General features: G+C 64.1%; 29 protein-coding genes and 1 pseudogene. 9 read left to right on the top strand and 21 right to left on the bottom strand.

Features of this window, described 5'->3' with window-relative positions; translation table 11 throughout:
* Nucleotides 1-20: 20 nt before the first annotated feature.
* The gene (gene purB, locus FXB41_RS35085; RefSeq protein ID WP_007602341.1) at nt 21-1,328 is read right to left on the bottom strand and encodes an adenylosuccinate lyase; all 1,308 of its coding nucleotides are present in this window, start codon (nt 1,326-1,328) and stop codon (nt 21-23) included.
* Between the two features lie 578 nt (nt 1,329-1,906).
* Here purB and FXB41_RS35080 point away from each other — a divergent pair.
* Nucleotides 1,907-2,494, top strand: coding sequence for a TetR/AcrR family transcriptional regulator (locus FXB41_RS35080; RefSeq protein ID WP_007602348.1), 588 nt, complete (start codon nt 1,907-1,909; stop codon nt 2,492-2,494).
* Nucleotides 2,495-2,625: 131 nt separating this feature from the next.
* Here FXB41_RS35080 and FXB41_RS35075 read toward each other — a convergent pair whose 3' ends face one another.
* The 6 genes and pseudogenes from FXB41_RS35075 to FXB41_RS35050 form a co-directional block, all read right to left on the bottom strand.
* Nucleotides 2,626-3,822, bottom strand: coding sequence for a calcium-binding protein (locus tag FXB41_RS35075; RefSeq protein WP_219684968.1), 1,197 nt, complete (start codon nt 3,820-3,822; stop codon nt 2,626-2,628).
* 181 nt (nt 3,823-4,003) lie between these two features.
* Nucleotides 4,004-4,120: pseudogene (locus FXB41_RS35070) on the bottom strand (DNA-binding response regulator); the annotation flags it as partial.
* A gap of 86 nt (nt 4,121-4,206) precedes the next feature.
* Complete coding sequence (locus FXB41_RS35065; RefSeq protein WP_219684967.1) at nt 4,207-4,503, bottom strand: hypothetical protein; 297 nt, start codon at nt 4,501-4,503, stop codon at nt 4,207-4,209.
* A 102-nt stretch (nt 4,504-4,605) separates the two neighbouring features.
* Nucleotides 4,606-5,643, bottom strand: coding sequence for an MBL fold metallo-hydrolase (locus FXB41_RS35060; protein ID WP_219685066.1), 1,038 nt, complete (start codon nt 5,641-5,643; stop codon nt 4,606-4,608).
* Between the two features lie 240 nt (nt 5,644-5,883).
* The gene (locus FXB41_RS35055) at nt 5,884-6,534 is read right to left on the bottom strand and encodes a response regulator (protein WP_007602355.1); all 651 of its coding nucleotides are present in this window, start codon (nt 6,532-6,534) and stop codon (nt 5,884-5,886) included.
* Nucleotides 6,535-6,541: 7 nt separating this feature from the next.
* Nucleotides 6,542-7,912 (bottom strand): sensor histidine kinase, encoded by a 1,371-nt coding sequence (locus tag FXB41_RS35050; RefSeq protein ID WP_219684966.1) that lies wholly within the window; start codon nt 7,910-7,912, stop codon nt 6,542-6,544.
* 179 nt (nt 7,913-8,091) lie between these two features.
* On the opposite strand from FXB41_RS35050, the gene FXB41_RS35045 reads away from it, so the two are divergent.
* The 5 genes from FXB41_RS35045 (at nt 8,092) to FXB41_RS35025 (ending at nt 12,450) form a co-directional block, all read left to right on the top strand.
* Entirely contained in the window at nt 8,092-8,880 is a 789-nt protein-coding gene (locus tag FXB41_RS35045; RefSeq protein ID WP_219684965.1) for a MotA/TolQ/ExbB proton channel family protein, read from the top strand.
* Nucleotides 8,877-9,563, top strand: coding sequence for a DUF2135 domain-containing protein (locus tag FXB41_RS35040; RefSeq protein ID WP_007602364.1), 687 nt, complete (start codon nt 8,877-8,879; stop codon nt 9,561-9,563). The genes FXB41_RS35045 and FXB41_RS35040 overlap by 4 nt, the downstream gene beginning before the upstream one ends.
* Entirely contained in the window at nt 9,556-10,161 is a 606-nt protein-coding gene (locus tag FXB41_RS35035) for a hypothetical protein (protein WP_007602375.1), read from the top strand. The genes FXB41_RS35040 and FXB41_RS35035 overlap by 8 nt, the downstream gene beginning before the upstream one ends.
* 117 nt (nt 10,162-10,278) lie before the next feature.
* Complete coding sequence (locus tag FXB41_RS35030) at nt 10,279-11,019, top strand: metallophosphoesterase family protein (RefSeq protein WP_219684964.1); 741 nt, start codon at nt 10,279-10,281, stop codon at nt 11,017-11,019.
* A 6-nt stretch (nt 11,020-11,025) separates the two neighbouring features.
* Nucleotides 11,026-12,450 carry a bifunctional serine/threonine-protein kinase/universal stress protein gene (locus FXB41_RS35025; protein ID WP_219684963.1) on the top strand — a complete coding sequence of 475 codons (1,425 nt, stop codon included), beginning with the start codon at nt 11,026-11,028 and terminating at the stop codon, nt 12,448-12,450.
* Nucleotides 12,451-12,474: 24 nt separating this feature from the next.
* Here FXB41_RS35025 and FXB41_RS35020 read toward each other — a convergent pair whose 3' ends face one another.
* The 4 genes from FXB41_RS35020 to rpe form a co-directional block, all read right to left on the bottom strand.
* Nucleotides 12,475-12,666: a hypothetical protein gene (locus FXB41_RS35020; protein ID WP_007602380.1), complete on the bottom strand. Its 192-nt coding sequence runs from the start codon at nt 12,664-12,666 to the stop codon at nt 12,475-12,477.
* A 21-nt stretch (nt 12,667-12,687) separates the two neighbouring features.
* Entirely contained in the window at nt 12,688-12,864 is a 177-nt protein-coding gene (locus FXB41_RS35015) for a hypothetical protein (RefSeq protein WP_219684962.1), read from the bottom strand.
* A 4-nt stretch (nt 12,865-12,868) separates the two neighbouring features.
* Nucleotides 12,869-13,009: a hypothetical protein gene (locus FXB41_RS35010; RefSeq protein WP_007602382.1), complete on the bottom strand. Its 141-nt coding sequence runs from the start codon at nt 13,007-13,009 to the stop codon at nt 12,869-12,871.
* A gap of 150 nt (nt 13,010-13,159) precedes the next feature.
* Nucleotides 13,160-13,861 carry a ribulose-phosphate 3-epimerase gene (gene rpe, locus FXB41_RS35005; RefSeq protein WP_219684961.1) on the bottom strand — a complete coding sequence of 234 codons (702 nt, stop codon included), beginning with the start codon at nt 13,859-13,861 and terminating at the stop codon, nt 13,160-13,162.
* A gap of 250 nt (nt 13,862-14,111) precedes the next feature.
* Here rpe and FXB41_RS35000 point away from each other — a divergent pair, with 250 nt between their 5' ends.
* The gene (locus FXB41_RS35000; protein ID WP_007602385.1) at nt 14,112-14,912 is read left to right on the top strand and encodes an EF-hand domain-containing protein; all 801 of its coding nucleotides are present in this window, start codon (nt 14,112-14,114) and stop codon (nt 14,910-14,912) included.
* Nucleotides 14,913-14,924: 12 nt separating this feature from the next.
* On the opposite strand, the gene FXB41_RS34995 is transcribed toward FXB41_RS35000, so the two are convergent.
* From FXB41_RS34995 to FXB41_RS34985, 3 genes are read right to left on the bottom strand one after another with little or no spacing between them, the layout of a single operon-like run.
* The gene (locus FXB41_RS34995) at nt 14,925-15,137 is read right to left on the bottom strand and encodes a KTSC domain-containing protein (RefSeq protein WP_007602387.1); all 213 of its coding nucleotides are present in this window, start codon (nt 15,135-15,137) and stop codon (nt 14,925-14,927) included.
* A 50-nt stretch (nt 15,138-15,187) separates the two neighbouring features.
* Complete coding sequence (locus FXB41_RS34990) at nt 15,188-16,183, bottom strand: P1 family peptidase (protein WP_219684960.1); 996 nt, start codon at nt 16,181-16,183, stop codon at nt 15,188-15,190.
* Between the two features lie 58 nt (nt 16,184-16,241).
* The gene (locus FXB41_RS34985) at nt 16,242-19,052 is read right to left on the bottom strand and encodes a PAS domain S-box protein (RefSeq protein WP_007602391.1); all 2,811 of its coding nucleotides are present in this window, start codon (nt 19,050-19,052) and stop codon (nt 16,242-16,244) included.
* 238 nt (nt 19,053-19,290) lie between these two features.
* Here FXB41_RS34985 and FXB41_RS34980 point away from each other — a divergent pair, with 238 nt between their 5' ends.
* Nucleotides 19,291-19,683 (top strand): response regulator, encoded by a 393-nt coding sequence (locus FXB41_RS34980; RefSeq protein WP_219684959.1) that lies wholly within the window; start codon nt 19,291-19,293, stop codon nt 19,681-19,683.
* A 76-nt stretch (nt 19,684-19,759) separates the two neighbouring features.
* On the opposite strand, the gene FXB41_RS34975 is transcribed toward FXB41_RS34980, so the two are convergent.
* The 5 genes from FXB41_RS34975 to FXB41_RS34955 form a co-directional block, all read right to left on the bottom strand.
* On the bottom strand, nt 19,760-20,878 hold the full coding sequence (locus tag FXB41_RS34975) for a branched-chain amino acid ABC transporter substrate-binding protein (protein WP_007602405.1): 1,119 nt from the start codon (nt 20,876-20,878) through the stop codon (nt 19,760-19,762).
* A gap of 159 nt (nt 20,879-21,037) precedes the next feature.
* Nucleotides 21,038-21,778: an ABC transporter ATP-binding protein gene (locus tag FXB41_RS34970; protein WP_007602407.1), complete on the bottom strand. Its 741-nt coding sequence runs from the start codon at nt 21,776-21,778 to the stop codon at nt 21,038-21,040.
* Complete coding sequence (locus FXB41_RS34965) at nt 21,775-22,608, bottom strand: ABC transporter ATP-binding protein (RefSeq protein WP_007602409.1); 834 nt, start codon at nt 22,606-22,608, stop codon at nt 21,775-21,777. Before FXB41_RS34965 ends, FXB41_RS34970 begins: the two co-directional genes overlap by 4 nt.
* Nucleotides 22,605-23,924 (bottom strand): high-affinity branched-chain amino acid ABC transporter permease LivM, encoded by a 1,320-nt coding sequence (gene livM, locus FXB41_RS34960; RefSeq protein WP_219684958.1) that lies wholly within the window; start codon nt 23,922-23,924, stop codon nt 22,605-22,607. Before livM ends, FXB41_RS34965 begins: the two co-directional genes overlap by 4 nt.
* Before the next feature lie 11 nt (nt 23,925-23,935).
* Nucleotides 23,936-24,853 carry an ABC transporter permease subunit gene (locus tag FXB41_RS34955; protein WP_007602412.1) on the bottom strand — a complete coding sequence of 306 codons (918 nt, stop codon included), beginning with the start codon at nt 24,851-24,853 and terminating at the stop codon, nt 23,936-23,938.
* Between the two features lie 343 nt (nt 24,854-25,196).
* Here FXB41_RS34955 and FXB41_RS34950 point away from each other — a divergent pair, with 343 nt between their 5' ends.
* Nucleotides 25,197-25,733 carry a hypothetical protein gene (locus FXB41_RS34950; RefSeq protein ID WP_007602413.1) on the top strand — a complete coding sequence of 179 codons (537 nt, stop codon included), beginning with the start codon at nt 25,197-25,199 and terminating at the stop codon, nt 25,731-25,733.
* Here the strand turns inward: FXB41_RS34950 and FXB41_RS34945 are convergent.
* Nucleotides 25,695-26,087, bottom strand: coding sequence for a carboxymuconolactone decarboxylase family protein (locus tag FXB41_RS34945; RefSeq protein ID WP_007602414.1), 393 nt, complete (start codon nt 26,085-26,087; stop codon nt 25,695-25,697). The two genes, FXB41_RS34950 and FXB41_RS34945, sit on opposite strands and share 39 nt — an antisense overlap.
* An 83-nt stretch (nt 26,088-26,170) precedes the next feature.
* A partial coding sequence (locus FXB41_RS34940) for an alpha/beta fold hydrolase (RefSeq protein WP_219684957.1) occupies nt 26,171-26,503 on the bottom strand: 333 nt, incomplete at its 5' end.

Raw genomic sequence — 26,503 nt, 5'->3', positions numbered from 1 at the left:
ACCCGGGCCACCAATGACGCTCAGCTCTCGCCGAACACGCGCTTGAAGATCGTGTCGACGTGCTTGAAGTGATAGCCGAGGTCGAACTGCTCCTCGATCTCGGCGTCGGTGAGATACTTCTTCACGTCAGCGTCCTTCTTCAGGAGCTGGAGGAAGTCGCCTTCGCCGCGCCAGACCGGCATGGCGTTGCGCTGCACGAGCTTGTAGGCGTCCTCGCGGCTTGCGCCCTTCTGCGTCAGCGCCAGCAGAACGCGCTGCGAATGCACGAGGCCGCCGAGGCGGTCGAGGTTCTTCTGCATGTTGGCGGGGTACACCAGCAGCTTGTCGATCAGGCCGGCGAGGCGCACCAGCGCGAAGTCGAGCGTCACGGTCGCGTCGGGGCCCATCATGCGCTCGGCAGAGGAGTGAGAGATGTCGCGCTCGTGCCAGAGCACGACGTTCTCCAGCGCCGGCGTCACATAGGCGCGCACCATGCGCGACAGCCCGGTGAGGTTTTCCGAGAGCACCGGATTGCGCTTGTGCGGCATCGCGGACGAACCCTTCTGCCCTTCGGAGAAGAACTCCTCGGCTTCGAGCACTTCGGTGCGTTGCATGTGGCGGATCTCCACCGCGAAACGCTCGACCGAGGACGCGATCACGCCGAGCGTCGAGAAATACATCGCGTGGCGGTCGCGGGGGATCACCTGCGTCGAGATCGGCTCGGGTACGAGGCCCATGGCCTTGGCAACATGCTGTTCGACCCGCGGGTCGATCTGGGCAAAAGTGCCGACCGCGCCGGAGATGGCGCAGGTCGCGACTTCCTTCCGCGCCGCGATCAGGCGCTCCCTGGCGCGCGAGAATTCCGCATAGGCATAGGCGAGCTTGAGGCCGAAGGTCACGGGTTCGGCGTGGATGCCGTGGCTGCGGCCGATGGTTGGCGTCATCTTGTGCTCGAGGGCGCGCTTCTTCAGCGCCGCCAGCACCTTGTCGAGGTCGGCGAGCAGCAGGTCGGCGGCGCGGGTGAGCTGGACGTTGAGGCAGGTGTCGAGCACGTCGGAAGAGGTCATGCCCTGATGCACGAAGCGCGCTTCGGGGCCGACGATCTCGGCGAGGTGGGTGAGGAAGGCGATGACGTCGTGCTTGGTCTCGCGCTCGATCTCGTCGATGCGGGCGACGTCGAAAGTGGCGTCCTTGGCCTTGGCCCAGACCGTCTTGGCGGCCTCCTTGGGAATCGTGCCGAGCTCGGCAAGGGCGTCCGCCGCATGCGCCTCGATCTCGAACCAGATCTTGAACCGGGTCTGCGGCTCCCAGATCGAGGCCATTTCCGGGCGGGTATAGCGGGGGATCATTGGACTGCTCCAGGAAGGTGGGCGGGCGACCCAAAGGGCGACACCGGCCAGAATGTTTTTTACGCCGTGATCTAGCAGAGCGGGGAGGGCGAAACAAACGGCGCCGGCAAGGTAGCGGGGGATGATTGGGCTGGGCGAGGTTCATCGCCCCGGACGTGGCGGGCGACGGGCCAGCCCGGCGCCCCGGAGCTGCAGAAATTAACTGTCAATCACGAACCATTGACTGACAGATATTGAAATCTGTCAGCGAGACGTGTATATCCGTTCTCGGACGCTCCAATTGGGCGTCTGGCGGCATCCCGGGAGCCCGACGTCCCAAGCAAATGGGGGATTGAGGGCCGCAATTGAACAACGGGGACCGCCAATTGATTGGAGACTTACGACAATGACGACCGAAATCATCAATTTGACCGGGACGATTGGGCACTGGCTCAATTTACTGGTGGCGCGCCAAATCGCGGCGCAGGCTGCAAAACTGCCTCATTAGGGCGAGAGCTTTCCGAAACGACCGGCACGGGCGCTTCGGAAGCAGCTCCGTCGCCGGGTAACTGAGCCCTCAACGGGAACATGGTGCTGGCATGAACGAAGCCGTTATCTTGACGCCGGAGCGGATCCTCGAAGTCACCGAGGACGTGCTGCGGCGTTACGGACTCGCCAAGGCCACCGTGGTCGACGTCGCCCGCGCGCTTGATGTGAGCCACGGCAGCGTCTACCGCCATTTCCCGAGCAAGGCCTCGCTGCGCGAGGCTGTCGCCAAACGCTGGCTGGACCGCATCGACGCGCCCTTACGCCAACTCGCCGAAGAGCAGGGCCCGGCGCCGGCGCGGCTCGACCGCTGGCTGCGCACCCTGTTCGCCGCCAAGCGTTCGCGCGTGCTCGACGACCCCGAGATGTTCGAGACCTATCTGACTCTGGCGCGCGAGGCCTGTGCAGCCGTCAAGTGTCACAAGGACACCATGATCGACCAGATCGCGGCGATCCTGACCGACGGCGTGAAGCAGGGCGTGTTCGAGGTGGGCGACGTCAAGGCCACCGCACGCGCCATCTTCGATGCGACCGTCCGCTTCCACCATCCGGCCCACGCCGACGAGTGGAAGGACGCCGATCTTTCGGCGCGTGTCGATGCGACGCTGGCGCTGGTATTGCGCGGGCTGAAGGCGGCGTGAGGTTGCGGAGCCAACGCGTATCGCAGCTTGGCGCTTGATCCGCTCCTGCTCATGCCTTTGGCAGGATGACGGGCTTGGCCTCGACGATTCTCTCGTGACCACCATCCCAAATCCTGCTTGGCTGTGAGCCGTCAGATGACGAAGTCCGTTGGATGCAGGGCCGCCGTGTGCACGCCGTCCAACGTGATCGTATCGTTGGCGGTGAGGTGGATCACGGCATCGCCGGCGCTATTGTCGCCGATGAGGCTGGAGACGGCTGCCCAGTCTGCGAAGCCGTAGTCATGCAGGTTGATCAGGTCATGTTCGGTGGTGGTGCTGCCGACAGCCTGGTTGCCTTGATTGAAGTCGTTGATGATGTCCTGGCCGGAGCCCGTGTTGAAGACGAACGTGTCGTTGTTGGGCCCGCCCCACAGGAGATCATTGCCGGCGCCACCGTTGAGGGTATCCGTGCCTCCGGTGATCGAGCCGGGTGAGGAAGGAGCGTAGCTCATCGCATCGCCCGCCAGGCGATCGGGGCTCGATCCGCCGGTGAGGATGTCGTTCCCGCCGTGAGCATTGCCCGACATCGTGGGAGCGTCACCGTACAATGTCGTGCTGAAAGCAGCTCGCTCGCCATCGACGACGGCGGTGAGGATATCGTTCCCGCCCTGGGCATTGTCGGACATGGACGTTCCCGAATCCCCCGACAGGCTTCCTCCCCCGAGCTGGGCGTCGCTGCTCGCCGCAAAGGTCAGGATGTCGTTTCCGCCAACCGCATTGTCGGTCATGGCGCCAATGGCATCGCCGCTGAGTGCGTCGCCGCCGCCATTTATCCCATAATCCGTCGCGCTCAGCGTATCATTTCCGCCGTGCGCATTGCCGCTCATGGCACCACCAGCGTCCCCGCTGAGCGACCCGAACGATCTCCAACCGGTCGACGCCGTCAGTGTGTCATTTCCGCCTCCCGCGTTGCCCGACATGTCGCCTTGGACATCGCCATAGAGATAAACATTGGTGTAGAGCGAGTTGTGGGCATCGACATTGAGGGTGTCGTTACCGCCCTGGCTGTTGTCCGCCATGGATTGGGCATCGCCAACGGCAACGGCACTATCCCAGCCGCCATCCACGCTCACCAGGAGACTGTCGTTTCCTCCGTGAGAATTGCCATGCATGGCCACCAGGTCTTCCCCAACGAGCGTCACGTTCGAGTTGAGACTCGATATGGCTGCCGTCAGCGCATCGTTTCCGCCCCAGTCATCGGTTGCCAACCCGGGATCTCCGAGCACGGTCATGGACTGCCCGAAGTCCGGCAGTGTGACTGCGATTGTGTCGTTTGGCAGTTGGTGCATGTCGCTTCACTCCGATTTCATTTCAGTCGCGGGGCCTGAAAGCAGCGGAGGTCTTTGCGAGACGCGCTGTGGCCGCGCTTGACGTTGAATCTGCTCGGAGTTGATGGCGGAGATTTGCTTTGGGTTGGATTTCATTGCGACCGGAGGAACCTCGGCGCGGGGGTACGGAACTCGACCGACGTTAGAAATTCGTCAGCCCGCAAGCCGCTGCGAGCCGCACGAGCTGCGCATCCGTACGCGCGCCGGTCTTCGTCTTGATCAGATAGTGATAGTTCTGCACCGTCTTGACGCTCACGCTGGTATTGCGCGGGCTGAAGGCGTAGGCCAACTTCCTTCACGCGTTCCGAAGCCGTCACACCTGACGTGACCTGTCGCGGTTCTATCTCAGACCTTATGGGCAACGCCATTGCCGAGCGAGCGCGGATGATGAGTCTTTTTTCGCGCCCGTAGGGCGGCGTTGGCCGATGGCACGACCGACGGGCTTTCCGGATAGGCATTGACTTCGATTTCGACCACGTCCTTTGACCGCTTTCGAAGGCGGTAGAACGCAAGTTCCTGTTCGAGAATGGGGCAGTGGAATTGGATCGTCGCTGTGTCTGGCAGACGGCAGAGTTCATCGATGAGCTCGCCGACAGTGATGATCGGGGGATGATGGATGGCTTCGCGGATAGCCTTACTCATGGCGCAACTCCCTCACTCCGCTACTAACCACGGCGCGACGGCGTCAGTTCCAATTCTATCCGGCCACACGTGATCTAAAGGTGCGAGCCGCGCGCCAGCGCCCTAAAGCGCGGGTGCCAACCGCGAGCTGCGCAACCGCAATATGCCGAACGGGTCGTCGCGCCCCGCGAGTTTGCGATAGGTCGCAAGGTCGTCAAGCGTCGGACCTTCCCCGCGTCTGACACTCACGCCCGCAACCGTTGCAACCGGAATCGACGTGCCGAGGCCTGCGTAGAGATAGTTGTCGCCGAACGCCGTCTTGAGCGCGGCAAAAGTCGGCTCACCGGTGCAATGTCCCGGGGCTACGCTGTCGACCTTGAATCTGTCCTTCAGGGCGGTAACGACTTTCGCGATAGCTTCGTCAGGTGCGACGACCAGATGAAATCCTCCCGCGATGAGATGAATCCTGGGATTGATACCCGTCGCCGCTTCGACGATGCGCTCGATCCCGGGGTGCGAGCAACCGACCAGAAGAACCAAGCCGTCGGTCGTGTTGACGGCCAAGGACAGCTCCTTGAGTTCTCTCGTCCCCGGTGCGTCGGAAATCAGCGAGATAAGTGTGATACCGGGAGCGATCTCGGTGGTCTGATCGATCAGTTCGAAGTTCGCGTGGGCCCATGCCGTGCCGAACTTCATCGTCGCGGGAGGTTTGCCGGCATAGTACCGCATCTCTGGCGGCAAGGCCTCGTCTTTGCGGTAGAAGCTGGACGGCAAGGACGAGCCGTAGATGCCAAATCCCTCCTTTGGCGCGTAGATCTTGACGGTTGGATTGATGCTCAGGAGGTAGGACAAGCCCGCCATGTGATCGGAGTGGCGGTGCGAAAGAACGACAAAGTCGAGGTCCGAGAGATCAACTCCCTTGGCCTTCACGTTCGCCGCGAATATTTCGGGATCGTTACCCGTATCGAACAGGATGCGTTTTCCCGCGATTTCGACAAGGGCGGAGAAACCCCAGTCCTTTGTCATCGCGTCATTGGTGCCGAAGGCGTCATAGAGAATGGTGATCTGGTCTTTCGCCTCAGCTGCCGCGCTTTCCGTAAGCCCGGTCGCGAAAACGCTGGAGGCGATCAGTGCTGCAAGAAGACTGTCCCTGATGTTCATGAAAGCGTCTCCTGTTGTCGTGCAAGACATACAACGGGAACGAGGGCGGCTTCGAGAGCCGTCCAAATTGGCTCCAGTCGAAAGATCGGAGCCGGACACACATCCACTGGCCGCTTGATGCTGGATGCCGTGCCTGTGGTGGAGCGTAGCACAATCTAAGAGAGACTTGGAGACCTTCGTTGGGGGTGGCCAGTCGGGGACCAGATATTCTGGTCGCAGCGAACGGCACGCCGTCACCCTCTAGATCTTCGTCAGTCCGCAATTCGCCGCCAATCGTACGAGCTGCGCATCCGTGCGCGCGCCGGTCTTGGTCTTGATCAGATAGTGATAGTTCTGCACCGTCTTGACGCTGAGATTGAGATGCGTTGCGATCTGTTCGGTCGTGGCGCCGCCGGCGAATTGGCGCAGAATCTCGATCTCGCGTTCTCCCAGTTGATCCAGCGCAGAGCCCGCCGACAGGCTGTCCTCGGCCAGGATGTGCGCGATGTCGTCGCTCATGGCGCGTTCGCCGCGCGCCACGCTGCGGATCGCGGACACGACCGCGGAAGGCTCGCTACTTTTGGTGACGAAGCCGCTGGCGCCGGCACTGAAGGCTGCCTTCACCAGCACGGCCTCGTTGTGCATGGTGAAAACGAGGATCCGCGCCCGCGGGCTGCGCGCGCGGATGTTGCGGATGGCTTCCAGCCCGCTCGCGCCGGGCATGGAGATATCCAGCAAGACCACATCGGGATCGCGCGCCTTGAAGGCGCTGTAGGCATCCGCGGCGTTGTCGGCTTCCGCCACGACATGCAGATCGCCCTGGCTCTCCAGCACGCGCCGATAGCCCTGCCGCACGATCGGATGGTCGTCGACCAACAGCACGGAGATGCCTGTTGCCATAATCTCGTTCATGCCGGCCTCATGCGGCGAGCGGGATGGTGGCGGCGACGCTGAGTCCGCCTCGGGCGGGCAGGATGGAGAATGAACCGCCGGCCGCTGCGACGCGCTCGCGGATGCCCGTGAGGCCGAAACCGGCCGACTGCTTGACGCGTGCTGCGTCGCCGCCGCCATCGTCGTCGACACGGATCAGCAATGCATCGTCGTCGCCCGCGCTCCGTTCCACGCTGAGCGAAATCTCGCGTGCCGCGCCGTGGCGCAGCGCGTTGGTCAGGCATTCCTGCGCGACGCGATAGGCGGTGGTGGCGGCCGGGCCGCTGATGTCGGTGAGGTCGCCCCTGAGATCGAGCTGAATCGTCGGCCGCGCCGAGCTCTGCGAGCGCCAGCTATCCACCAAATTCACGAGGCTCGCCTCCAGTCCAAGCTCGGCGGGCAGGGGATTGCGCAGGCGCTTCAGCGCGTCGCGCAGCGAGGCCATCAGATGATGCGTGGCCTGCGAGATCATCCGCGCGTCCTGCACGATGTCGTTGCGCTTGTCTGCCTTCGTGCTCGCCGTCTCGATTGTGTTCGCGAAGGCGAGGATGGCCGAGAGATTTTGTCCGAACTCGTCGTGCAGCTCGCGGGCGAGCGCGCGGCGTTCATCGTCGCGGATCTCGATCAGGCGCCGCGTCAGCGCCGCGCGCTGCTCGGTCGCTTCCTCCAACCGGCCGCCGAGCTCGTCGACGGCGCTGCCGATCATCGCCAGCTCCATCGAGCGGAAGCGCGGCAGTTTCGTGCGATACTGGCCGCGGGCCATGCGCTGCAAGGCGGTCACGATCGTGCGCGCCGGCGCCAGCGCATGCGCAATCGCGAGCGAAGCCAGGAGCGCGATCGCCGCCGCCATCAAAAGCGCCACGTCGATCACGTTGAGGATGTACTCCCAGGCGAGCGAGATGGCGGCCGCTTCATCCGGCGTCGCGACCACCGTTCCGGCGGTCGCCGCGCGGGGACTGACCGGCCGTATCACTTCGGCATGGCCGCCAAGGAAGGTCGGCACAATCGACGCGAACCAGCGCGGCGGCGCCTTGCCGAGCCCCTCACTCTGGCCGCAGAGCGGCTTTTCGAATGCGATGGCAGGTTGGAATTCGACGCAGACGCCAGGGGAGATCAGCTTCATCGTCTCCAGCGTGCGCCACTCCGGAACCGGCAGAAGCTGCTCGCGTGTTCTGCTGCTACGCAACAAGAATTCGTGCCAATACAGGGCCTGAAGCGCCTGGGCGACCCGCTGCGCCGAGGCCGCGGTCGCCCGGTCGACGCTGCGATAGGCGTCGAACGTGGCCCAGATGGTCGCCGCACCAAGGCAGAGCACGACGATGAGAAACAGACGGGCGACAAGCTGAAGCACAAGACGCATGCGATCACCCCAAAGTTTGCTAAGGTCAGCCTAACAACGCCGCCGCGCCTTGCCAATTGCGGGGATCGGCAGGATGGCAGCTCGGGCAAATTTCCCAAGCCGGATTGGGCATGGCTCTTTGGACCGGGCGCGGCGGCTTTGATCTAATGGGCGGTATTCACGGCCAGGAGCGGTGCAGCATGAGTTCGATGACGATTGGGCCGATCGCGGGGCCTGCTGCCGACCCCTCCGAGCGCAGTGCGCTCCTGTTCTGGATGATCTTCACCGGGCTTTCGATCTTCGCCGTCGTGCTGCTGTGGCGGTTCGGCCTGATCCGCCTGATGCTGATTTCGGACCGGACCTACATTTCCAGCTTGATCGCGCTGCTCTATGTCGTCACTTGCGGTCACTGCTTCCTGCGTACGCGGGCCATTGCCCGTGAGGGCGCTGCAGCCCGGCGCTGCCGCGCGGTGCTCGCGGCGCTCGAGGGCGGCAGGGCGCTCGAGGCCGGCGGCGCAGCCGCGCTGCCACGCGGGCTGGTGCGGGACCACATCGAGAGTCTCGTGACCAAGGCGGCGGCGCAGGACTACCGCCCCGTCGACCAGACGCTATTGCTGCGCACGCTCGCCGACCGGCTGCGCGGCTCCAACGGCTTCGGCGCCTTCGTCTCGGATACGCTGATGAAGCTCGGCCTGCTCGGCACCATCGTCGGCTTCATCATCATGCTGGCGCCGATCGCGGGGCTGGATGCCGCCGACAAGGTCGCGATGCGATCCTCGATGGGGTTGATGAGCGACGGCATGGCGGTCGCGATGTACACGACGCTGGCGGGTCTCGTCGGCTCGATCCTGGTCCGCATCCAGTACTACATGCTGGACGCCGCGACCCAGAAGGTGTTCTCGGATGCGGTGGTGCTGACCGAGACCTATGTGACGCCGGTGCTGGAGCGCAAGGGTTCTGGAATCAAGGGCGCTGGAATCGCGACATGATGGATGATTTCGGTCTCTATCCGCGCGAGGAGCCGTTCGATCCCTTGGGCGTGATGCTGTTCAAGGCGCTCCAGGTGATCGCTTTCCTGTTCTTCCTCGCGCTGCTCGCGGTCTCGCCGGACGCCAAGGACGGCAAGATCGATTCCAAGGCCGAGTTCATGATCACGCTGGACTGGCCGGACAGCCACCCCGACGATCTCGATCTGTTCGTGCAGGATCCCGCCGGCAACATCGCCTGGTATCGCCACCGCGAGGCCGGCTTCCTCACGCTCGACCGCGACGACCGGGGCGGAGCCAACGACTTCATCATGGTCAACGGCAAGAAGATTGCTTCGCCGATCCGCGAGGAGATCGTCACGGTGCGCGGCATCGTCGCCGGCGAATACACCGTCAATGTCTCACATTTCGTGGCCACCACCGGCGAGCCCGTGACGGCCAATGTGAAGGTGCAAAAACTCAATCCGACGGCGCAGGTGATCTTCGATAACAAGTTCACGGTCGATCACACCGGCGACGAGAAGACAGCGGTGCGGTTCCGGCTCGATGCCGAAGGCAAGGTCGTCAATGTGGACCAGCGGCCGAAATCGCTGCTGGAGACGTTCCGCAGCGGCTGGCGCAACGGCGCCGATCTCGACCCGAACACCGGTGTGAGCAGGAACGCTGTGAGGGTGCGCCGTGACTAGCTTGCAGACGGTCATCCTCACGCTATCGGTAGCCTACGCCGTGATCGGCGCGCTGCTGCTGGTCGTGCTCGTCTATGCGCGGCTGCACTGGTCGTTCAAGGCGGTCGCGGTGGTCGTGACCAGCGCCTTCTATGTCGTCAGCTTCACGGAAATGCGCGGGCTGCTCGGCTGGGCCAGCGCCGACCGGCTGCCGGTCTCCTTCAAGCTGCTGAAGGCCCGCATCGTCGAGCCGCATTCGCTCGAGGGCGATCCCGGCTCGATCTATCTCTGGGTCGAGCAGCTCGACGAGGACAATCGGCCGAGCGGCATCCCGCGCGCCTTTCGTGTGCCCTACAATGACAGGCTGGCCGACAAGACCCACGCGGCGGAGAACGAGATCGCGCTGGGACATCCGCAAGGCGGCCGGGCCGCCGATTTCGGCGGCGGCGATGGCAGCCTGATCGACATGGTCAGGGAGTATGTGACGCCCAAGACCATCATGGAGACGAGCGGAGGCGATTCCTCGACCGGCGAATTCCTGGCCCCACCGGCCGGCGCGCAGGGCGCTGTGTTCACCCCGATTCCGCCGCCCCGGATGCCGCCGAAGGACGAGCAATAGGCTCTTCACCATCGCAACAGGGCACCGCTGGCAAACCGCGCGCCGCTGGCGCATGTTCTTGACCTCCCTCAATTTGGCCTTATCGGCTCCCAATAAGGTTCGAGGGTTGGAGGGTGCGTGCTTCTCGCTGTCTTCTCGGACATCCACGGCAACCGGCAGGCGTTCGAGGCGTGCCTGAAGGTCGCGCGGGCGCGCGGCGCCGAGCGGTTCATCCTGCTTGGCGACTTTGTCGGCTATGGCGCCGATCCGGAATGGGTGGTGGATACCGCGATGGAGCTGGTCGCCCAGGGCGCCGTCGCCGTGCGCGGCAATCATGACCAGGCGGTGAATTCCTCGGCCGAGACCATGAATGCCGGGGCGCAGGTCGCAATCGAATGGACCCGCGGCCGGCTCGACACCGCGCAGCGGCGGTTCCTGGCGGAATTGCCGATGCTGGTGGAGGACGGCGATCGCCTGTTCGTGCATTCGGAAGCCTCCAGCCCCCGAAGCTGGCGCTATGTCCGATCGACCGCCGACGCCGCCAAAAGCCTGATCGCGACGCCAGCTCATGTCACGTTCTGCGGCCACATCCACCGCCCGGCGATCTATTCGATGTCGGTGACGGCGAAGATGTCGGGACTCGTGCCCAAGACCGACGTCTCCGTACCGCTGCTGCGCGGGCGGCAATGGCTTGCTGTGCTCGGCTCGGTCGGCCAGCCGCGCGATAGCGATCCATCCGCGGCTTTCGCGCTGTTCGACACGGTCTCGTGCCAGATCACCTATTGCCGCGCGCCCTACGACGTCGAGACGGCCGCGAACCGGATCCGTGAGAACGGCCTGCCGCATTGGCTCGCCGACCGGCTGTCGCAGGGGCGCTAGAGGCCGATGCCGAAACCCCTCGTCAAATCAGGCGCAGCGATCGACGGCTACACGATCGGCGAGTGCGTCCATGCCGGCGGAATGGCGACGCTGTGGACCGTCACCCGTCCCGGCCTCGACGTGCCGCTGCTGATGAAAATTCCGCGGGTGTCGGAGGGCGAGGACCCTGCCGCGATCGTCTCCTTCGAGATGGAGATGATGATCCTGCCGCGGCTGGCCGGGCCGCACGTGCCCTCATGTTTCGGCACCGGCGATTTCGCCCACCAGGCCTATGTCGTGATCGAGCGCATCTCCGGGACCACGCTTTACAAGCGGTTGCCCGACCTGCCGCTGCCGTATGACGAGGCGCGGCAGCTCGTCGCCAGGATCGCGACGGGGCTCGCGGATTTGCACCGGCAGAACGTGATCCATCACGACATCAAGCCGAGCAGCATCATGTTCCGCGAGAGCGGCGAGGCGGTGCTGATCGACTATGGCCTGTCGCATCACAACCATCTGCCGGACCTGTTGCAGGAGGAATTCCGCCTTCCTTACGGCACCGCGCCCTATATGGCGCCGGAACGGCTGTCGGGGGTGCGCGACGATCCGCGCAGCGATCTGTTCTCGCTTGGCGTGCTGCTCTATTTCTTCACGACCGGCGAGCGGCCGTTCGGCGAGGGCGAGACGCTGCGTGCGATGCGGCGCCGGCTGTGGCGCGATCCGCACCCGCCGCGCGGCTTGCGCGCCGACTATCCGCCCTGGCTCCAGGAGGTGGCGCTGCGATGCCTCGAGATCGAGCCGGTGCGGCGCTATCCGACGGCGTCGCAACTCGCCTTCGATCTGACCCATCCGGACCAAATCAGGCTCACGATGCGCTCGGAGCGAATGAAGCGCGATCCGCTCAGCGTCGCATGGCGCCGCCGGTTCAACCAGGGTGTCATGGCGCCCCGCGCGAAATCGGATGTCGCAGCCCAAATCGCATCGAGCCCGATCGTTGCGGTCGCGCTCGATACGGCGGAAGGCGAGCCGGAGTTGAACGAGGCTCTGCGCATGACGACGGAACGCATTCTCGCCACGCTGCCGTCGGCGCGGCTCGCATGTCTCAACGTGCTGAAGCTCAACCGCATCGCGATTGACAGGACGCTGGATGAGCAGGGCTCCAACAAGCATATCGACCGGTTGGTGGCGCTCAGGCACTGGGCCACTCCGCTCAAGCTCGATGAGAGCCGGCTGTCGGCTCACGTGCTGGAAGCCGTCGATCCCGCGGCGGCCATCCTGGAGTTTTGCGAGGTCAACCACGTCGACCACGTCATCATCGGCGCGCGGCAGGGCTCGTTCAGGCGCACGCTGCTCGGCAGCGTCTCGGCCAAGGTGGCCTCGGAAGCGGCCTGCACCGTCACCGTGGTCCGGCCGCCGCGAATGGCTGCGGATGCGGGCGAGGAGGTCGGATAGGGCCGCGCTCTGGATCGTGGAGGTTCAGGCCGCGTGAGCGGTGTGGACGGAGCGCTTGCGGCGGATCGGCCAGGAGAATTGCGGCCCCGGCTCGCCGTGATCCGCGCTGCCGCCGAAGAACTGGATGATCTCGCGGCAGGGCTCGCAGTTGAACAGATTACGCGACGCGGATGCCTTGGTCATTTCCTTCAGGCAGTTCGGGCAATGCGGCTTCATGAGCTTGGTCCAGAAAAGAATTCATTGCCGGCGCGGTGACCGGAGCGGGTGATCCAGGCCCGTCTCGGGCCCGGTGTCGTCGCGCATCTCGCCTTCGGTGCGTTCGAGCCGACCGAAGAAGAAATCGAGGTCGGGATGTGGGCGCCGCGGGATGCGGCACCGGCGCTTCGGCTGACGCTTCACGAGCGCGATCTGCATGGGGTCAGGCCCGATACCAGTCGCGACGAGCGATGCGGGTCGAGCGAGCCGAGACCTTCACCGGTCCGGCCGATGGACCAAACACAACAAACGCACAAAAACCAAGCCACAACGCCACGCCAGTCCAAACCAGGGTCGTCGTCATGATGTGCTCCCGCGAAAACAGGCAAGAATCACTAGCGGTGATTTGCGCGAATCAGGGAAGCCCGGAGGAGTACGGATCAAGGTTGCAAATTTAGGCATTGCGCGCCGCAGCACCCGTAGAAGCCGCACGTCTGCGGAGCCGAGCGGGCCCTCAGATCGCCTCGTCGCGTGCAGCCGCGGCGGCGTTGCGGATCGCGGCGATGTTGGTCTTGTAGGCGTCCTGCGTGCCGCCCCTAAACACGGACGTGCCGGCGACGAAGGCGTTGGCCCCGGCCGCGGCCAGGGGACCTGCGACGTCGGCGCCGACGCCGCCATCGACCTCGATGTCGATCGGGCGGCCCGCTGTCATTGCGCGGATGTCGCGGATCTTGCCGATCGCGGAGGGGATGAAGGCCTGGCCGCCGAAGCCGGGATTGACCGACATCACCAGCACGAGGTCGACCAGGTCCAGGACGTATTCGAGTGCGCTGATCGGCGTGCCCGGATTGAGCGAAACGCCGGCCTTCTTGCCGAGTGCGCGGATCGCCTGAAGCGAGCGGTGCAGATGAGGACCGGCCTCGGCATGCACGGTGATGTGGTCGCAGCCGGCTTTCGCGAAGGCCTCGAGATAGGGGTCGCAGGGCGAGATCATCAGATGCGCGTCGAAGATCTTCTTGGTGTGCGGACGCATCGCCTTGATGACGTCGGGGCCATACGAGATGTTGGGAACGAAGTGCCCGTCCATGACGTCGAGATGGATCCAGTCGGCTCCGGCGGCGTCCACGGCGCGCACCTCCTCGCCGAGCCTGGAGAAATCCGAAGCCAGGATCGAGGGCGCGATTGCCAGGGGGCGGGGAGCGAAGGCTTGGGTCATGGCGGTTTCCCGTGGCGGCCGTGAAAGATGGACTCGCCTAACATGGGCCTCTCAGCCGGGCAATGCAGGGGCGGCGTGCTTCCTGTGGGCGGAAATTTCTGCCGCGCCCGGCATGAATTGCCGGTGTTCCCGGCCGTGCAAAGTGCGGTGAAAGCGGATTTCATTGAGCTTTTTGCGCTGGCACGGCGCTTGCTGACTTCACCTGAACAGAACATTGGCCGCGGCATGCCGCATCGGTTGGAGTTGTGCAATGTTGTTCGCTCTTGGGGCCGTATCGAGCGCGCTCGACGCGATCCAGTCGCTGACAAATTCGAAATCGTCCACGTCGACGCAGAAGACGGGGTCCTCGCAAAAGCCTGCGACCAATCCGTTCGCGATCGACAGCGGCAGCAACAGCACGACCGGCGCGACCTCATCGGTCAATGCGGGCAAAACCCCGCAGATCTCGCCGGAGACGATGAACGCGCTGTTCGCCGCGCAGAGCCAATCCTCGGACAGTACGAGCAGCACTGCCGGCTCGACCTCGTCGAGTTCGACGTCCTCGTCCTCGTCCTCGACGCGCCGCGACGCCGCCCTGAAGGATCTGTTCTCGCAGATCGATGGCGATGGCGACGGCAAGATCACCAAATTGGAATTCGAGAATGCGCTCGGTGCCGGCGGCACCAACCTCGCGCAGGCCGACGACGTTTTCTCGAAGCTGGATTCGAACACGGACGGCAGCGTCAGCCTCGATGAGATGTCGAAGGCGCTGAAGAGCGGCCATCGCGGCCACCATCACGCGCAAGGTGCGGGCGATGCGTCCGGCAGCGGCTCGGATTCCTCCTCGCAGGCCAAGGGCGGCTCGACCTCGACCTCGACGACCGGCGCCGACGGATCGACCACCACCACCGTCACCTACGCCGACGGCTTCAAGATGTCGACGACGGTCCCGGGCGCCTCCAGCTCTCGTAATTCGGCGTACGATCTGTTCGCGCAGTTGATGCAGCGGCAGGGCGGGCAGGGACAAGGCGCCTCAGCGACTGCAGGTTCATCGATGTCGATGAGCGTGTAACCCTGCTCACGGCTAGCCCGCATATTCGTGAGTGATGTCACGGTAGACATACCGATCGCGGATCTCTTGATTGAAGAAGGTACCCTTTGAGCGCGCGGCCTTGAATGCGGCGGCGACCTCGGGCGGGACGTCCTCGTAGACATAGAGGCGTCCGCTGACGAAAGTCACTTTCAGTTCGCGCGTCGCGGGCGCATAGCGGACAAACCGGATCACGGAAGACGGCATGGCGGTGCGCCTCGTTCCCTCGGGGTAACGCCGTTTCCGCCATTTCGTTTCTAGCCGAACCGATCCTTCCACGCCGGCAGTGCGCCGGCAAACGGCAGGGCCGTCGCATTATAGACGCCGCGAGCGATCGCGCGTGCGACCACGTTGGCGGCGACGGTTCCGAGCTCGGTGAGGCCAACCAGCGGCTCGATCGGCTTCTCGCCCGTTGCGGCGGCGAACAGCACGTCGCCATCGGTTGGAGCATGCACCGGATAAATCGCACGGGCGAACCCGGTATGCGCGATCATCGCAAGCCGCTTGGCCTGGGCCTTGGTCAGCATGGCATCGGTAACGACGAGGCCGATCGTGGTGTTCTCACGCGCGCTCGCGGCGGGTCCGCCCTTGATGCGCATCGCCAGCATGTCCGGCGTGAACGCGGACGGCAGACCGCGCCCGCCGAACTCGCCGTTCTCCTCGAACGGCGCAGCCCAGAACCAAGGCCCTTCGCCAACGGTTGTGCTGCCGACCGCGTTGACGACCATGATCGCTGCGACCTTGATACCATTGGCCAGGACCGCGGAGGCCGACCCCAGTCCGCCCTTGAAGATTGCGGTGGTGGCTCCAAGGCCGGCGCCGACGCTGCCCAGTGCGAAATCGTCGCTGGCGGCCAACGCTGCGGCGTAGCCGAGATCGCGATAGGGCGCGAAGCGTCCCCAAGCCTTGTTGCCACCGTTGAGCAGGTCGAAAACGATCGCGCCCGGCACGATCGGAATCACCGCTTCGCGAATCCGAAGGCCGCGGCCTTGTTCGGCGAGCCAGGCCTGGATGCCGCCGCCGGCGTCGATTCCAAAGGCGGAGCCGCCGGACAGCGCAATCGCGTCAACGCGATCGACGGTGCTGGCGAGGTCGAGCAACGCGTCTTCGCGCGTGCCGGGTCCGCCGCCGCGAACATCGATGGCCGCAACCGCGGGGGCGTCGAAGATGATTGCGGTCGTGCCAGTGGCGATTTTCGCATCCTCGGCATGGCCGACGCGGACGCCGGCGATATCGGTGAGAAGGTTTTTCAAGGCGGCTCCGAAGGCTGAAAGGCGCTCGCTTCAGCGATATCGCAGGGATGCCGCAGGCTCAACCCGCGAGCGCGGTCCGCAGCATCTTGGCGAGTTCGGACTTGCGGTAGGGCTTCGCCAGCAGCAGCACGCCGGAATCGAGCCGCCCGTGATGGACGATAGCGTTCTCGGTGTAGCCCGAGGTGAACAGCGTCTTCAAATCGGGGCGGCGGCGAGCCGCCTCGTCGGCGAGCTGGCGGCCGTTCATGTTGCCGGGCATGATGACGTCCGTGAACAGCAGGTCGATGTTCTTGTCGGCGTCGATGATGACGAGGGCCTCGGCCGCGTTGGCGGCTTCGAGGGCAGTATAGCCGAGGCTCTTGATCTGAGTCACGACATATTGCCGTACCAGCGCGTCGTCCTCGACGATCAGGATCTTTTCGCGGCCGCCGGTGACGGGTGCGTTCTGGAGCGCCTCGAATTCGGTCTCCTGCACGCCGCTCGAGCGCGGCAGGTAGATCTTCACGCTCGTGCCGTGGCCTTCCTCGCTGTAGATCTTGATGTGTCCGCCGGACTGCTTGACGAAGCCGAACACCATGCTGAGCCCGAGGCCGGTGCCCTTGCCGACCTCCTTCGTGGTGAAGAAGGGATCGAACACCCGGTCCATCAACTCCGGCGGGATTCCGGAGCCGGTATCGCTGACGGCGATCATGACGTAATTGCCGGCCACCACGTCGGGATTCATGCTGGCATAGCCGTCGTCGAGGAAGATGTTGCGGGTCTCCAGCACCAGCGTGCCGCCGTCGGGCATGGCATCGCGCGCGTTCAGCGCGAGATTGAGGATCGCGGTGGAAAGCTGACCCGGGTCGATAAGTGCCGGCCACGCATCTTCGGTGAGCTGCGGCATGATGGTGATCTGCTCGCCAAGCGTGGGATGCAGGAGCTTTGCGGCCTCGAGCGTCAATGCGTTGACGTCGATTTCGCGCGGCTGGAGCGGCTGCTTGCGGGCGAAGGCGAGCAGATGCTTGGTCAGTTGCGCGCCGCGCTCGGCGGCGTCGTCGATCAGCTTGGTGATGGCGGCGAGCTCGGGACGGTCAGCGACCGCGTCCGCCAAAATTCCGATGGTGCCGGTGATGACGGTCAGCACATTGTTGAAGTCGTGCGCGACACCGCCGGTCAGTTGACCGATGGAATCCATCTTCTGGACGTGCCTGAACTGCGCCTCGGCTGCCTGCTTCTCGGTGAGGTCGCGGCCGATGAAGAAATGGCGCTTGACCGGCTCGGACCAGGTGCCCATCCAGTTCAGCGTGACCTCGTGACCGTCGTAATGGTAGTAGCGTGCCTCGAAGCTGCGCTTGACCGCGCCACGCCGCGCCGCGCGCATCTCGTCGCGCGTCTTCTGGAGGTCATCGGGATGAATGAACTCGGTGGCGCTGTGCCCGATCATGTCTTCCGGATTCAAGCCGAGAATGGTCTTCACGCTCGGGCTGACCTGGATGAAATTGCCAAAACCGTCGGTGACCAGGATCAGGTCCTGTGAGGTCTCGAAGATCCGCTCCCGCTCCTCGACCTCGCGGCGCAGTTTTTCTCGTGCCTGCTTCTCTTCCGTGATGTCGTGGGCGATCTTGGAGGCGCCGATGATCTCTCCGCTGGCTGTTTTGAGCGGAGAAACATTGAGGACGACATCGACGCGCCGGCCGTCCTTGCGGATGCGGACCGTCTCGTGCTGGGCGATCGTTTCGTTGCCGCCGACCCGGTTCAGGATACCCCTGACCTCGGCCTTGCGGTCCTCCGGCACGATGATGTCGATGGGCTGCCCGATGGCCTCCGCGGCGGCATAGCCGAACAGATGTTCGGCGGCCTTGTTCCAGCCCGTGATGACACCGTCGAGCGTCTTCGTGATGATGGCATCATTGGCGGATTCGACGACGGCGCCGTACAGGGCAAGGCGCTTGCCGTAGTAATCGCGATCCAATGCCGACTGCTGGCGCAGCCTGCCGACGAGGCCCAGCGTGTGCGCCTGGAGGCGGACATTTTCGATCAGGAGCACCGCAAGCACGAAGGTCGCCGCGCAAAGGCCGTAGACACGACCGGCGTAGAAGCCGAGATCGAAGCGCGCGACGTTGACGATCGCCGACAGCGCGATGTCGAACAGCCATGCGCACATCACCACCATGAGCCAGACATCGATGACCGAATGCGGACGGCGGAACCACAGCGAGACCAGCGCGGCGAAGCTCAAGGACCAGACAAAGGACACCACGCCGATCATGATCTGCGTGTAACGGCCATCGCGCAGCAGGACCGGAAGCAGGTCGTGCTGGGCAATGACGGCCCAGGTCAAGACGATCATGACCGCGACGACGCCGACCACGCTGGCGTAGATCGCCTTGCTTGCCGAGCCCGCGATCCTGGCGCCGCCCTCGGCCTCCTTCAGCCAGGCATAGGCCAGCACACAGAGTGGGAAGCCGCCGTGCCAGATCATGTAGAGCCAGACCGTGGTCTGCTGGTTGGCCCCCAGCAACCCGGTCGGCGAAAAGAGTCCGGGGAAGGTGAGGGCGTGGACCACGGCGGCGGCGGCGGTGAACAGATAGCCGGCCGCGAGCACGAGCAGCGCGCGGGTCCTGAGCACCGCAAACTGCGACAACAGCAGGACCGCCGTCACGATGTCCGCGACGACGAGAGCGGATTGATAGCTCGCGACGAAGGCTGGCACAGGCAGCAGCGGGATACCTGCGAAGGGCACGGCCATTGCGAACAGGATCGAGGAGACGCCCACGATCGTCAATGCTGCGGTGCGGTCTTTCGGGGTCGCCGGCAGCGTCGAAAGGAATGTGTTCCGATCGGTCGGCGCGGACACGTGCAGCTCTCGCAGATCGGTCTTGAGCATTTTTGCCAATCTCGTTTGGCTTAATCAGTTTCTGTCCATGGTAGCTAGTTCTGGGCACGCATCATGACAAAACCCACCGCGACTCAACCGAAGGTTACAGCTTACTTAATTTTAGGGGGAACGCGCACGGGGGATCGGTAAGATGCGCTTTACTGGACGGTGCTATAATGCTCTCCCGCTGCTACGGGTTCCAGGTTTGAATCAGGCATTTTGATTTCACGATCCGGGAGTTGTTCCTATGCCCCGCGTTCTCATCATCGACGACCAGAAGGACGTCCGGGCGATGGTCGCGATCGTGCTGCGCGTCAACCGTTACGACGTCGTTGAGGCCGATAGCGGCGCAGCCGGGGTAAAAGCCTTCACCGACGCCCGCTTCGATGCGGCAATCGTGGACATTTTCCTCGGCGATACCAGCGGCGTCGAGGTCATCGCGACCCTGCGCGAGCTTGCACCGACCCTCCCGGTCGTTGCCGTGTCGGGGATGACGGCGCTGGATTTCATGGAACAATCGCCTCACCTTGCCAACGTGGTCTGCCTGCAAAAGCCGTTTCGGCCGAACGATCTTCTTCAAGCGCTAAGGAAGGCCCAAGTCGCGGCGGACGGCGCGCTGCCCGCAGCCGTCTGTTCCTGACGCAGGAAGAAACGCCCCGGGGCAAGCCGGGGCGCGATGATGATTTGATGAGGCCTTCAGGCCCCGGCAACCGTGCTTAGGTGCCGTTGCCGCTGATCGCGGCGTAGCCGCCCTTGGCGTCCCATTTGTAGACGACGTAGTCGAGCTGCTTGATGTCGCCCTTGGCGTCATACTCGATCGGCCCGATCACGGTGTCCCACTTGCCGGCCTTGATGGCCGCCATGACCTTCTTGGCATCTGTGGTGCCGGCCTTCTTGGCCGCCTGCGACCAGACCTGCATCGCCGCGTAGGTGTAGAGCGTGTAGCCCTCGGGATCGATGTTCTTGGCCTTGAAGGCCTCGACGATCTTCTTCGCGGTCGGCTTGTTGCGCGGATCGGGGCCGAAGGTGAACAGCGTGCCTTCGCCGGCCGGGCCGGTGATGGAGGCGTATTCCTTGTCAGCGAGCGCGTCGCCGGCCATCAGCACGGTCTTGAGGCCCTGGTCGCGCATCTGGCGCAAGATCAGGCCGCTCTCCTGATGGTAGCCCCCGACATAGACGAGATCGATGTTGTCGCGCTTCAGTCGCGAGACGATCGCGTTGAAGTCCTTGTCGCCCTTATTGTAGGACTCGTACATCTTCTCGGTGACGCCCGCCTTGTTGAGCGCCTTCTTGGTCTCGTCCGCAAGACCCTTGCCGTAGGTGGTCTTGTCGTTGAGGATGGCGATGTTCTTGCCCTTGTAGTTCTTGGCGATGTACTGGGCGGCGACCAGGCCCTGCTGGTCGTCGCGGCCGCAGACGCGCGCCACGTTCCACAGTCCGCTATCGGTGAACTTCGGATTGGTGGAGGCGGGAGTAATCTGGAGCACGTTGCCGTCGGCATAGGCTTCCGACGCCGGGATCGACGACGACGAGCAATAATGCCCGGCCACGAAGGGGATCTTCGCGCCGGCGATCTTCTCGGCGATCGAGCGCGCCTGCTTCGGATCGCAGGCGTCGTCCTCGACGGACAGCGCGAGCTTCTTGCCATTGAGACCGCCGGCGGCGTTGATGTCGGCTACGGCCATCTCGGCGCCGTTCTTCATCTGGCGGCCGAAAGCGGACTCGCCGCCGGTCATCGGACCTGCGACTGCGACGGTGACATCCTGCGCGAATGCTGCGCTCGACAGCGCGATCGATGCGCCGAATGCCAGACCGATGAGCTTCAGTGATTTCATGAGATACCTCGAGGGTGGTCGCCTGTGGAAGTTACCGGGCATACCCGGTTCAAACCGGCGCCATTCTTGAATGAATTCGAGGAGAAGTCACCGGCAAAATACGGGCATGGGCAGAGATATCTCGCCACATTCGGCAGCACGGGTTCGCCTTGGGCGGCCTCAACCGTGCCGGCCGCCTTCCAGGTAGGCGGCGCGAATCTCGGGGCGCTGCAACAACTCGGCGCCGGTCCCGGCCAGCGTGATCAGGCCATTGACCATGACATAGCCGCGATGGGCGAGCTTGAGCGCATGGTTGGCGTTCTGCTCGACGATCAGCACGGTCAGGCCATCCTGCCGGTTCAGGGTGCGGATCGCATCGAAAATCTGGCGCGCGATCAGCGGCGCCAGACCGAGCGAGGGCTCGTCGAGCAGGAGCAGGCGAGGACGGCTCATCAAGGCGCGGCCGATGGCCAGCATCTGCTGCTCGCCGCCGGACAGGGTTCCGCCACGCTGGCCGTAGCGTTCCTTCAGCCGCGGAAACAGCGTGAACACGCGTTGTAGCGTCGTCTCGCGTTCCGCGTCGGTGCATTCGGTGGCGTCCGCCCCCATCTGGAGATTTTCCGCCACGCTCATGCGCGGGAAGATGCGGCGGCCTTCCGGCGATTGCGCGATGCGCAAATGCGCGATCTCGTGGGTGGGCACTTCGGTGATGTCACGGCCTTCGTACAGGATCTGGCCGGCGCGGGCGCGCGGCTTGCCGAAGATCGTCATCATTAGTGTCGATTTGCCGGCACCATTGGCGCCGATCAGCGCCACGATCTCGCCGGCATTGATATCGAGGTCGACGCCTTTCAGCGCCTCGATCTTGCCGTAGGAGGCGCGAAGGCCGTGGACCGCGAGCAGGGCAGTGGGCGATGTCACGACCCGCTCTCCATCACGGCCACCGCCTCTTCCTCATCGGTGCCGAGATAAGCGGCGATCACCTTTGGATCGTCGCGAACCTCGCGCGGGGAGCCTTCAGAGATCTTCACACCGTGGTCCATCACCACGATGTGGTCGGAGATCTCCATCACCACAGACATGTCGTGCTCGATCAGCAGGATCGAGGTGCCGAGCTCGTTGCGGATCGACAGCAGCAGTTCGCTCAGGGCGGCACTCTCGCGCGCATTGAGCCCGGCGGCGGGTTCGTCCAGGCACAAGAGCGCGGGTTCGGTGCACATCGCGCGTGCGATCTCGAGCCGTCGCTGGTCGCCATAGGCAAAATTACCGGCGGCATCGTCGGCGCGATCGAGCAAATTGACCCGCTTGAGCCAGTCGGTGGCGAGATCGATCGCGCGTTTCTCGGCGCCGCGGTAGACGGGCGCGCCAATGAGCCCGAGCAAGGTGAAGCCGGAGGCGCGCATCAGCGCGTTGTGCTGCGCCACCATCAGGTTTTCCAGCGCGGTCATGCCGGGAAACAGGCGGATATTCTGGAAGGTGCGGGCGACCTTGGCCTGCTTGGCGATGCGGAAATCGTTCAGCCGTTCCAGCGCGATCACCTTGCCGTCGTCATGGCTGAGGCGGATGGCGCCGCCGCTCGGCTTGTAGAACCCGGTGATGCAGTTGAAGACCGTCGTCTTACCGGCACCGTTGGGTCCGATCAGCGCGGTGATCTTGTTCCGCTCTGCAGCAAACGACAGGTCCTGGACTGCGACGATGCCGCCGAAGCGCATGGTGAGCCGGTCGACCTCGAGAATCTGGTCGCGGCTCATCCGTGCCCCTCCTTGACGAGGTCGGATGAGATCGCGTGGGCCTTGGTCAGGTACACGGTCGGTGCGCGATGGCCGATCAGGCCGCGCGGCCGCCAGATCATGATCAGCACCATGGCCATGCCGAACACCAGCATGCGGTAGCTCTCGAGGCTGCGGAACAGCTCGAAACCGCCGATCATGGCGAGTGCGGAGAGCGCCACGCCAAGCTGCGAGCCCATGCCGCCGAGCACGACGATGGCGAGCACCAGCGCCGATTCCTGGAAGGTGAAGGATTCGGGGCTGATGAAGCCCTGGCGGGTCGCGAAGAACGCGCCGGCAAAGCCGCCGAACATCGCACCGGTCGCGAATGCCGTGAGCTTGGTGGTCGTGGTGTTGATGCCGAGCGCACGGCAGGCGACCTCGTCCTCGCGCAGGGCTTCCCAGGCGCGGCCGATCGGCAGGCGGCGCAGCCGGATCGTCACCCAGTTGGTGAGCAGCGCGAGCGCCAGGATCAGGTAGAACAGGAAGACGATGCGGTGGGTCGGCGAATATTCGATGCCGAGCCTGGCGGCGAGCCCGTTGTCGCTGTTGTCGAGGGGGATACCGAAGAAGGAGGGGCGGGGAATGCTGGAGACGCCGTTGGGCCCGCCTGTCAGATCCTGCCAATTGATGATGACGAGGCGGATGATCTCGCCGAAGGCGAGCGTCACGATGGCGAGATAGTCGCCGCGCAGGCGCAGCACGGGGAAGCCGAGCAGCACGCCCCAGAATGCGGCGAGGACGCCCGCTAGCGGCAGGCAGATCCAGAATGACCAGCCGAAATTGGTCGCGAGCAGCGCGTAAGAATAGGCGCCGACCGCATAGAAGGCGACGTAGCCGAGATCGAGCAGGCCGGCCAGCCCGACCACGACGTTCAGCCCCCAGCCAAGCATCACATAGGTGAGCACGAGGATGGCGAGATCGAGGATGTAGCGCTGGTCATAGAAGATCACGGGCACCAGCAGCGTGAAGATCAGGAGCGCCGGTGCGAGATAGCGGCCGAGGAACGACATTCCGCTCTGCACCGCCGGCGGCACCAGCTTCTCGGCGCCCGTTGGACCGATCCATTGCTTGAGCAGCTCGAGCACGATCGAACCGCCGAATACCGCGGCAACGAGGGAGGCTACATCGCCGAAGCGCGTCCAATAGGTGAGCTGGCCGTCGGAACCAGCTTCGGTGCGGACGCCGACCATCAGCGAGAACAGCACCAGCGCGATCAGCGCGTTGACGCAGGCGGTCTTCAGGAGAGCGGGGATGCCCGATGCAGTTTTGGCCGTATTGATCGAGGGAGTTTTCACGCGCGCGACCGTCAGACTTTTTCGACTTCGGGGCGGCCGAGCAGGCCGGTCGGCATGAAGATCAGCACGACGATCAGGATCGAGAACGCGGCGACGTCCTTGTATTCGACCGAGAAATAGGCCGACCAGAACGTCTCGATCAGCCCGATCGCCAGCCCCCCGAGCATGGCGCCGGGCAGCGAGCCGATGCCGCCGAGTACGGCCGCGGTGAACGCCTTGATGCCGGCGACGAAGCCCATGAAGAAATCGACCAAGCCGTAATAGAGCAGGTACATCAGGCCGGCCACTGCGGCGAGCGCAGCGCCGATCACGAAAGTCATGGAGATGGTTCGGTCGACGTTGACGCCGAGCAGCGCCGCCATGGTCTGGTCCTGCTCGCAGGCGCGCATGTCGCGCCCGAGCCGGGTGCGCGACACCAGCCAGGTGAAGATCGCCAGCAGCACGATGGTGGTGATGACCACCACGATCTGGATGTTGGAGAGCTGGATGACGAAGCCATCGGCGCTCTCGTGCAGCGTATAGCCGCCGGTGATCACTGGCGGCACTGGCTTTACCCGCGCGCCTTGCGCCACCTGCGAATAGTTGGTCAGCACGAACGACATGCCGATCGCCGACAGCATCGGCGCGAGGCGGAAGGAGTGGCGCAGCGGACGGTAGGCGATGCGCTCGATGGTCCAGCCATACAGGGCGGTGACCGCCATCGAGACCAGAATCACGATCAAGAGGATCACCGGGACCGCAGTCAGGCCGGTCGAGACCAGGAGCAGGAAGGTGATCAGCGCGATGAAGCCGCCGATCATGAAGACATCGCCATGGGCGAAGTTGATCATGCCGACGATGCCGTAGACCATCGTGTAGCCGATCGCGATCAGCCCGTAGATCGAGCCGAGCACGAGGCCGTTGATGAGCTGCTGGGCGAAATAATCCATAGGCTGCCGTACCCAAATCTGACGCGGCTCAAAGGGAGCTCTTCGAGAGAGAGTGCTGGTTTCTTCTCGGGCCCCGGCAGCCCTTAAGCATTCTCGTTTTGTAACAGGAGGGAACTGGCGGCTGCAACCGGCCCCGCCTCTGCATCAAGGCTTTTACAGAGATCATTTGGCGCTCTGGTTCCCCCCGCAATGGGCGGAACCGGTTCCCCCGGTGCCCCAATTGCAAGCCTGTGGGTGCCAGTAAGGTAAACAAAGGGTTTAAATTGCCACCACAGTCTGATGCGAGTTAGCTCCCGGCAAAGCCTTCCATCGAAGGCGCGGACCAAACGAAGCGGGAAGCGGCATGTTCGGAAACTGGCGGATCGGTTCGGTCAACGGCGCACTTCTGGCGGCCTATTTCATCCCGGCCTGGACCCTCGTCGCCTTCAACATCATGGTGGCGCCGGTGCACGGCCTCTATGAGCGGCCGAGCGTCGCAGTGGCGCTTTTCCTCAGCGACCATCTCCAGATGGCGGGGATGGACACGGTGCGCGCCGCCTGGCTGCTGGCACTGGGGCGACTGACGGTGGTGGCGTTCTTTGCGATCTACCTTGCGCTGCTCTGCATTCCCCGCATCCGCAAGAACGGGGGTAGCGACGAAGCGCTCGGCATTGCGCTTGCGATCGGCAGCCTGATCTCGTTTGCGAGCATGATCATGGCTTCGAAGGTCGGCGAGATGGCCGCGCTGCGGCTGCACGCCACCGAGCTCCTGCTCTTGCTCGGTGCCGCCATCGTGGTGGTGATCGAACGGCCCGAGGCGGCGCCCAAGATCGTTCAGAAGACCGTAGAGGCCACTCCGCCGCTAGGTCTTGAGCAGGCCGAGCTCCTGCACAATCGCTGAGGCTTCCTTGACGGCGTGGTTCGCCGCCGGCACGCCGCAATAGATCGCCTGCTGCAGCAGGATTTCCTTGATGTCGTCGGGCGTGAAGCCGCCCTCGGCGAGGGCCGCGCGCACATGCAGGCGGAATTCGTCCCATTGGCCAAGCGCAACCATGGTGCCGATCACCAGCACCCGCCGCGTGCGCTCGTCGAAATGCGGCCGCGTCCAGGTCTCGCCCCAGGCGTAGCGGGTGATCATGTCCTGGAAATCGGTGTTGAATGCATTGCGACCCGCGATCGACTTGTCGACCCAGGCATTGCCCAGCACTTTTCGGCGCACGTTCATGCCGGCATCGCGGCGTTTCTGGTCGTCCATTCTCTATCCTCCTCTCCGTCATTGCGAGGTAGCGAAGCAATCCAGTCTGTNNTGCTTCGCTGCGCTCGCAATCACGGTTGTGACTAACGTTGCGTCAAAAAGCCCACCACCGCGTCGGTGAACGCGTGCGGCTGCTCGACATTGGAAATGTGGGCGGCGTCGATGATGGTCATGCTCGCGCCGGGAATGCTTGAGCGGATCAATTCACCCGCCGAAATCGGCGTCGCCATGTCGTGGCGGCCGGCGATCACCAGTGTCGGGCTCTTGATCTTCGGCAGCAGCGCGCGCTGGTCGAGCGTCGACAGCGCCTCGCAGCAGGCGAGATAGCCTTCGACCGGCGAGGCCAGCAGCATCGCCTTCATCCTGGCGGTGATGTCGGGCGCGCGCTCGCGGAAATCCTGGGTGAGCCAGCCGGC

The organism is Bradyrhizobium canariense, assembly GCF_019402665.1.
GTDB classification, from domain to species: Bacteria; Pseudomonadota; Alphaproteobacteria; order Rhizobiales; family Xanthobacteraceae; genus Bradyrhizobium; species Bradyrhizobium canariense.
The sequence above is the reverse complement of the archived record's forward strand: the minus strand, read 5'-3'. Positions and strand labels throughout refer to the sequence as shown.

Coding starts and splice junctions, on each gene's coding strand:
- purB (WP_007602341.1), bottom strand. CDS start 1,328: ATGATCCCCCGCTATACCCGCCCGGAAATGGCCTCGATCTGGGAGCCG.
- FXB41_RS35080 (WP_007602348.1), top strand. CDS start 1,907: ATGAACGAAGCCGTTATCTTGACGCCGGAGCGGATCCTCGAAGTCACC.
- FXB41_RS35075 (WP_219684968.1), bottom strand. CDS start 3,822: ATGCACCAACTGCCAAACGACACAATCGCAGTCACACTGCCGGACTTC.
- FXB41_RS35065 (WP_219684967.1), bottom strand. CDS start 4,503: ATGAGTAAGGCTATCCGCGAAGCCATCCATCATCCCCCGATCATCACT.
- FXB41_RS35060 (WP_219685066.1), bottom strand. CDS start 5,643: ATGAACATCAGGGACAGTCTTCTTGCAGCACTGATCGCCTCCAGCGTT.
- FXB41_RS35055 (WP_007602355.1), bottom strand. CDS start 6,534: ATGAACGAGATTATGGCAACAGGCATCTCCGTGCTGTTGGTCGACGAC.
- FXB41_RS35050 (WP_219684966.1), bottom strand. CDS start 7,912: ATGCGTCTTGTGCTTCAGCTTGTCGCCCGTCTGTTTCTCATCGTCGTG.
- FXB41_RS35045 (WP_219684965.1), top strand. CDS start 8,092: ATGAGTTCGATGACGATTGGGCCGATCGCGGGGCCTGCTGCCGACCCC.
- FXB41_RS35040 (WP_007602364.1), top strand. CDS start 8,877: ATGATGGATGATTTCGGTCTCTATCCGCGCGAGGAGCCGTTCGATCCC.
- FXB41_RS35025 (WP_219684963.1), top strand. CDS start 11,026: ATGCCGAAACCCCTCGTCAAATCAGGCGCAGCGATCGACGGCTACACG.
- FXB41_RS35020 (WP_007602380.1), bottom strand. CDS start 12,666: ATGAAGCCGCATTGCCCGAACTGCCTGAAGGAAATGACCAAGGCATCC.
- FXB41_RS35015 (WP_219684962.1), bottom strand. CDS start 12,864: ATGCAGATCGCGCTCGTGAAGCGTCAGCCGAAGCGCCGGTGCCGCATC.
- FXB41_RS35010 (WP_007602382.1), bottom strand. CDS start 13,009: ATGACGACGACCCTGGTTTGGACTGGCGTGGCGTTGTGGCTTGGTTTT.
- rpe (WP_219684961.1), bottom strand. CDS start 13,861: ATGACCCAAGCCTTCGCTCCCCGCCCCCTGGCAATCGCGCCCTCGATC.
- FXB41_RS35000 (WP_007602385.1), top strand. CDS start 14,112: ATGTTGTTCGCTCTTGGGGCCGTATCGAGCGCGCTCGACGCGATCCAG.
- FXB41_RS34995 (WP_007602387.1), bottom strand. CDS start 15,137: ATGCCGTCTTCCGTGATCCGGTTTGTCCGCTATGCGCCCGCGACGCGC.
- FXB41_RS34985 (WP_007602391.1), bottom strand. CDS start 19,052: ATGCTCAAGACCGATCTGCGAGAGCTGCACGTGTCCGCGCCGACCGAT.
- FXB41_RS34980 (WP_219684959.1), top strand. CDS start 19,291: ATGCCCCGCGTTCTCATCATCGACGACCAGAAGGACGTCCGGGCGATG.
- FXB41_RS34975 (WP_007602405.1), bottom strand. CDS start 20,878: ATGAAATCACTGAAGCTCATCGGTCTGGCATTCGGCGCATCGATCGCG.
- FXB41_RS34965 (WP_007602409.1), bottom strand. CDS start 22,608: ATGAGCCGCGACCAGATTCTCGAGGTCGACCGGCTCACCATGCGCTTC.
- FXB41_RS34955 (WP_007602412.1), bottom strand. CDS start 24,853: ATGGATTATTTCGCCCAGCAGCTCATCAACGGCCTCGTGCTCGGCTCG.
- FXB41_RS34950 (WP_007602413.1), top strand. CDS start 25,197: ATGTTCGGAAACTGGCGGATCGGTTCGGTCAACGGCGCACTTCTGGCG.
- FXB41_RS34945 (WP_007602414.1), bottom strand. CDS start 26,087: ATGGACGACCAGAAACGCCGCGATGCCGGCATGAACGTGCGCCGAAAA.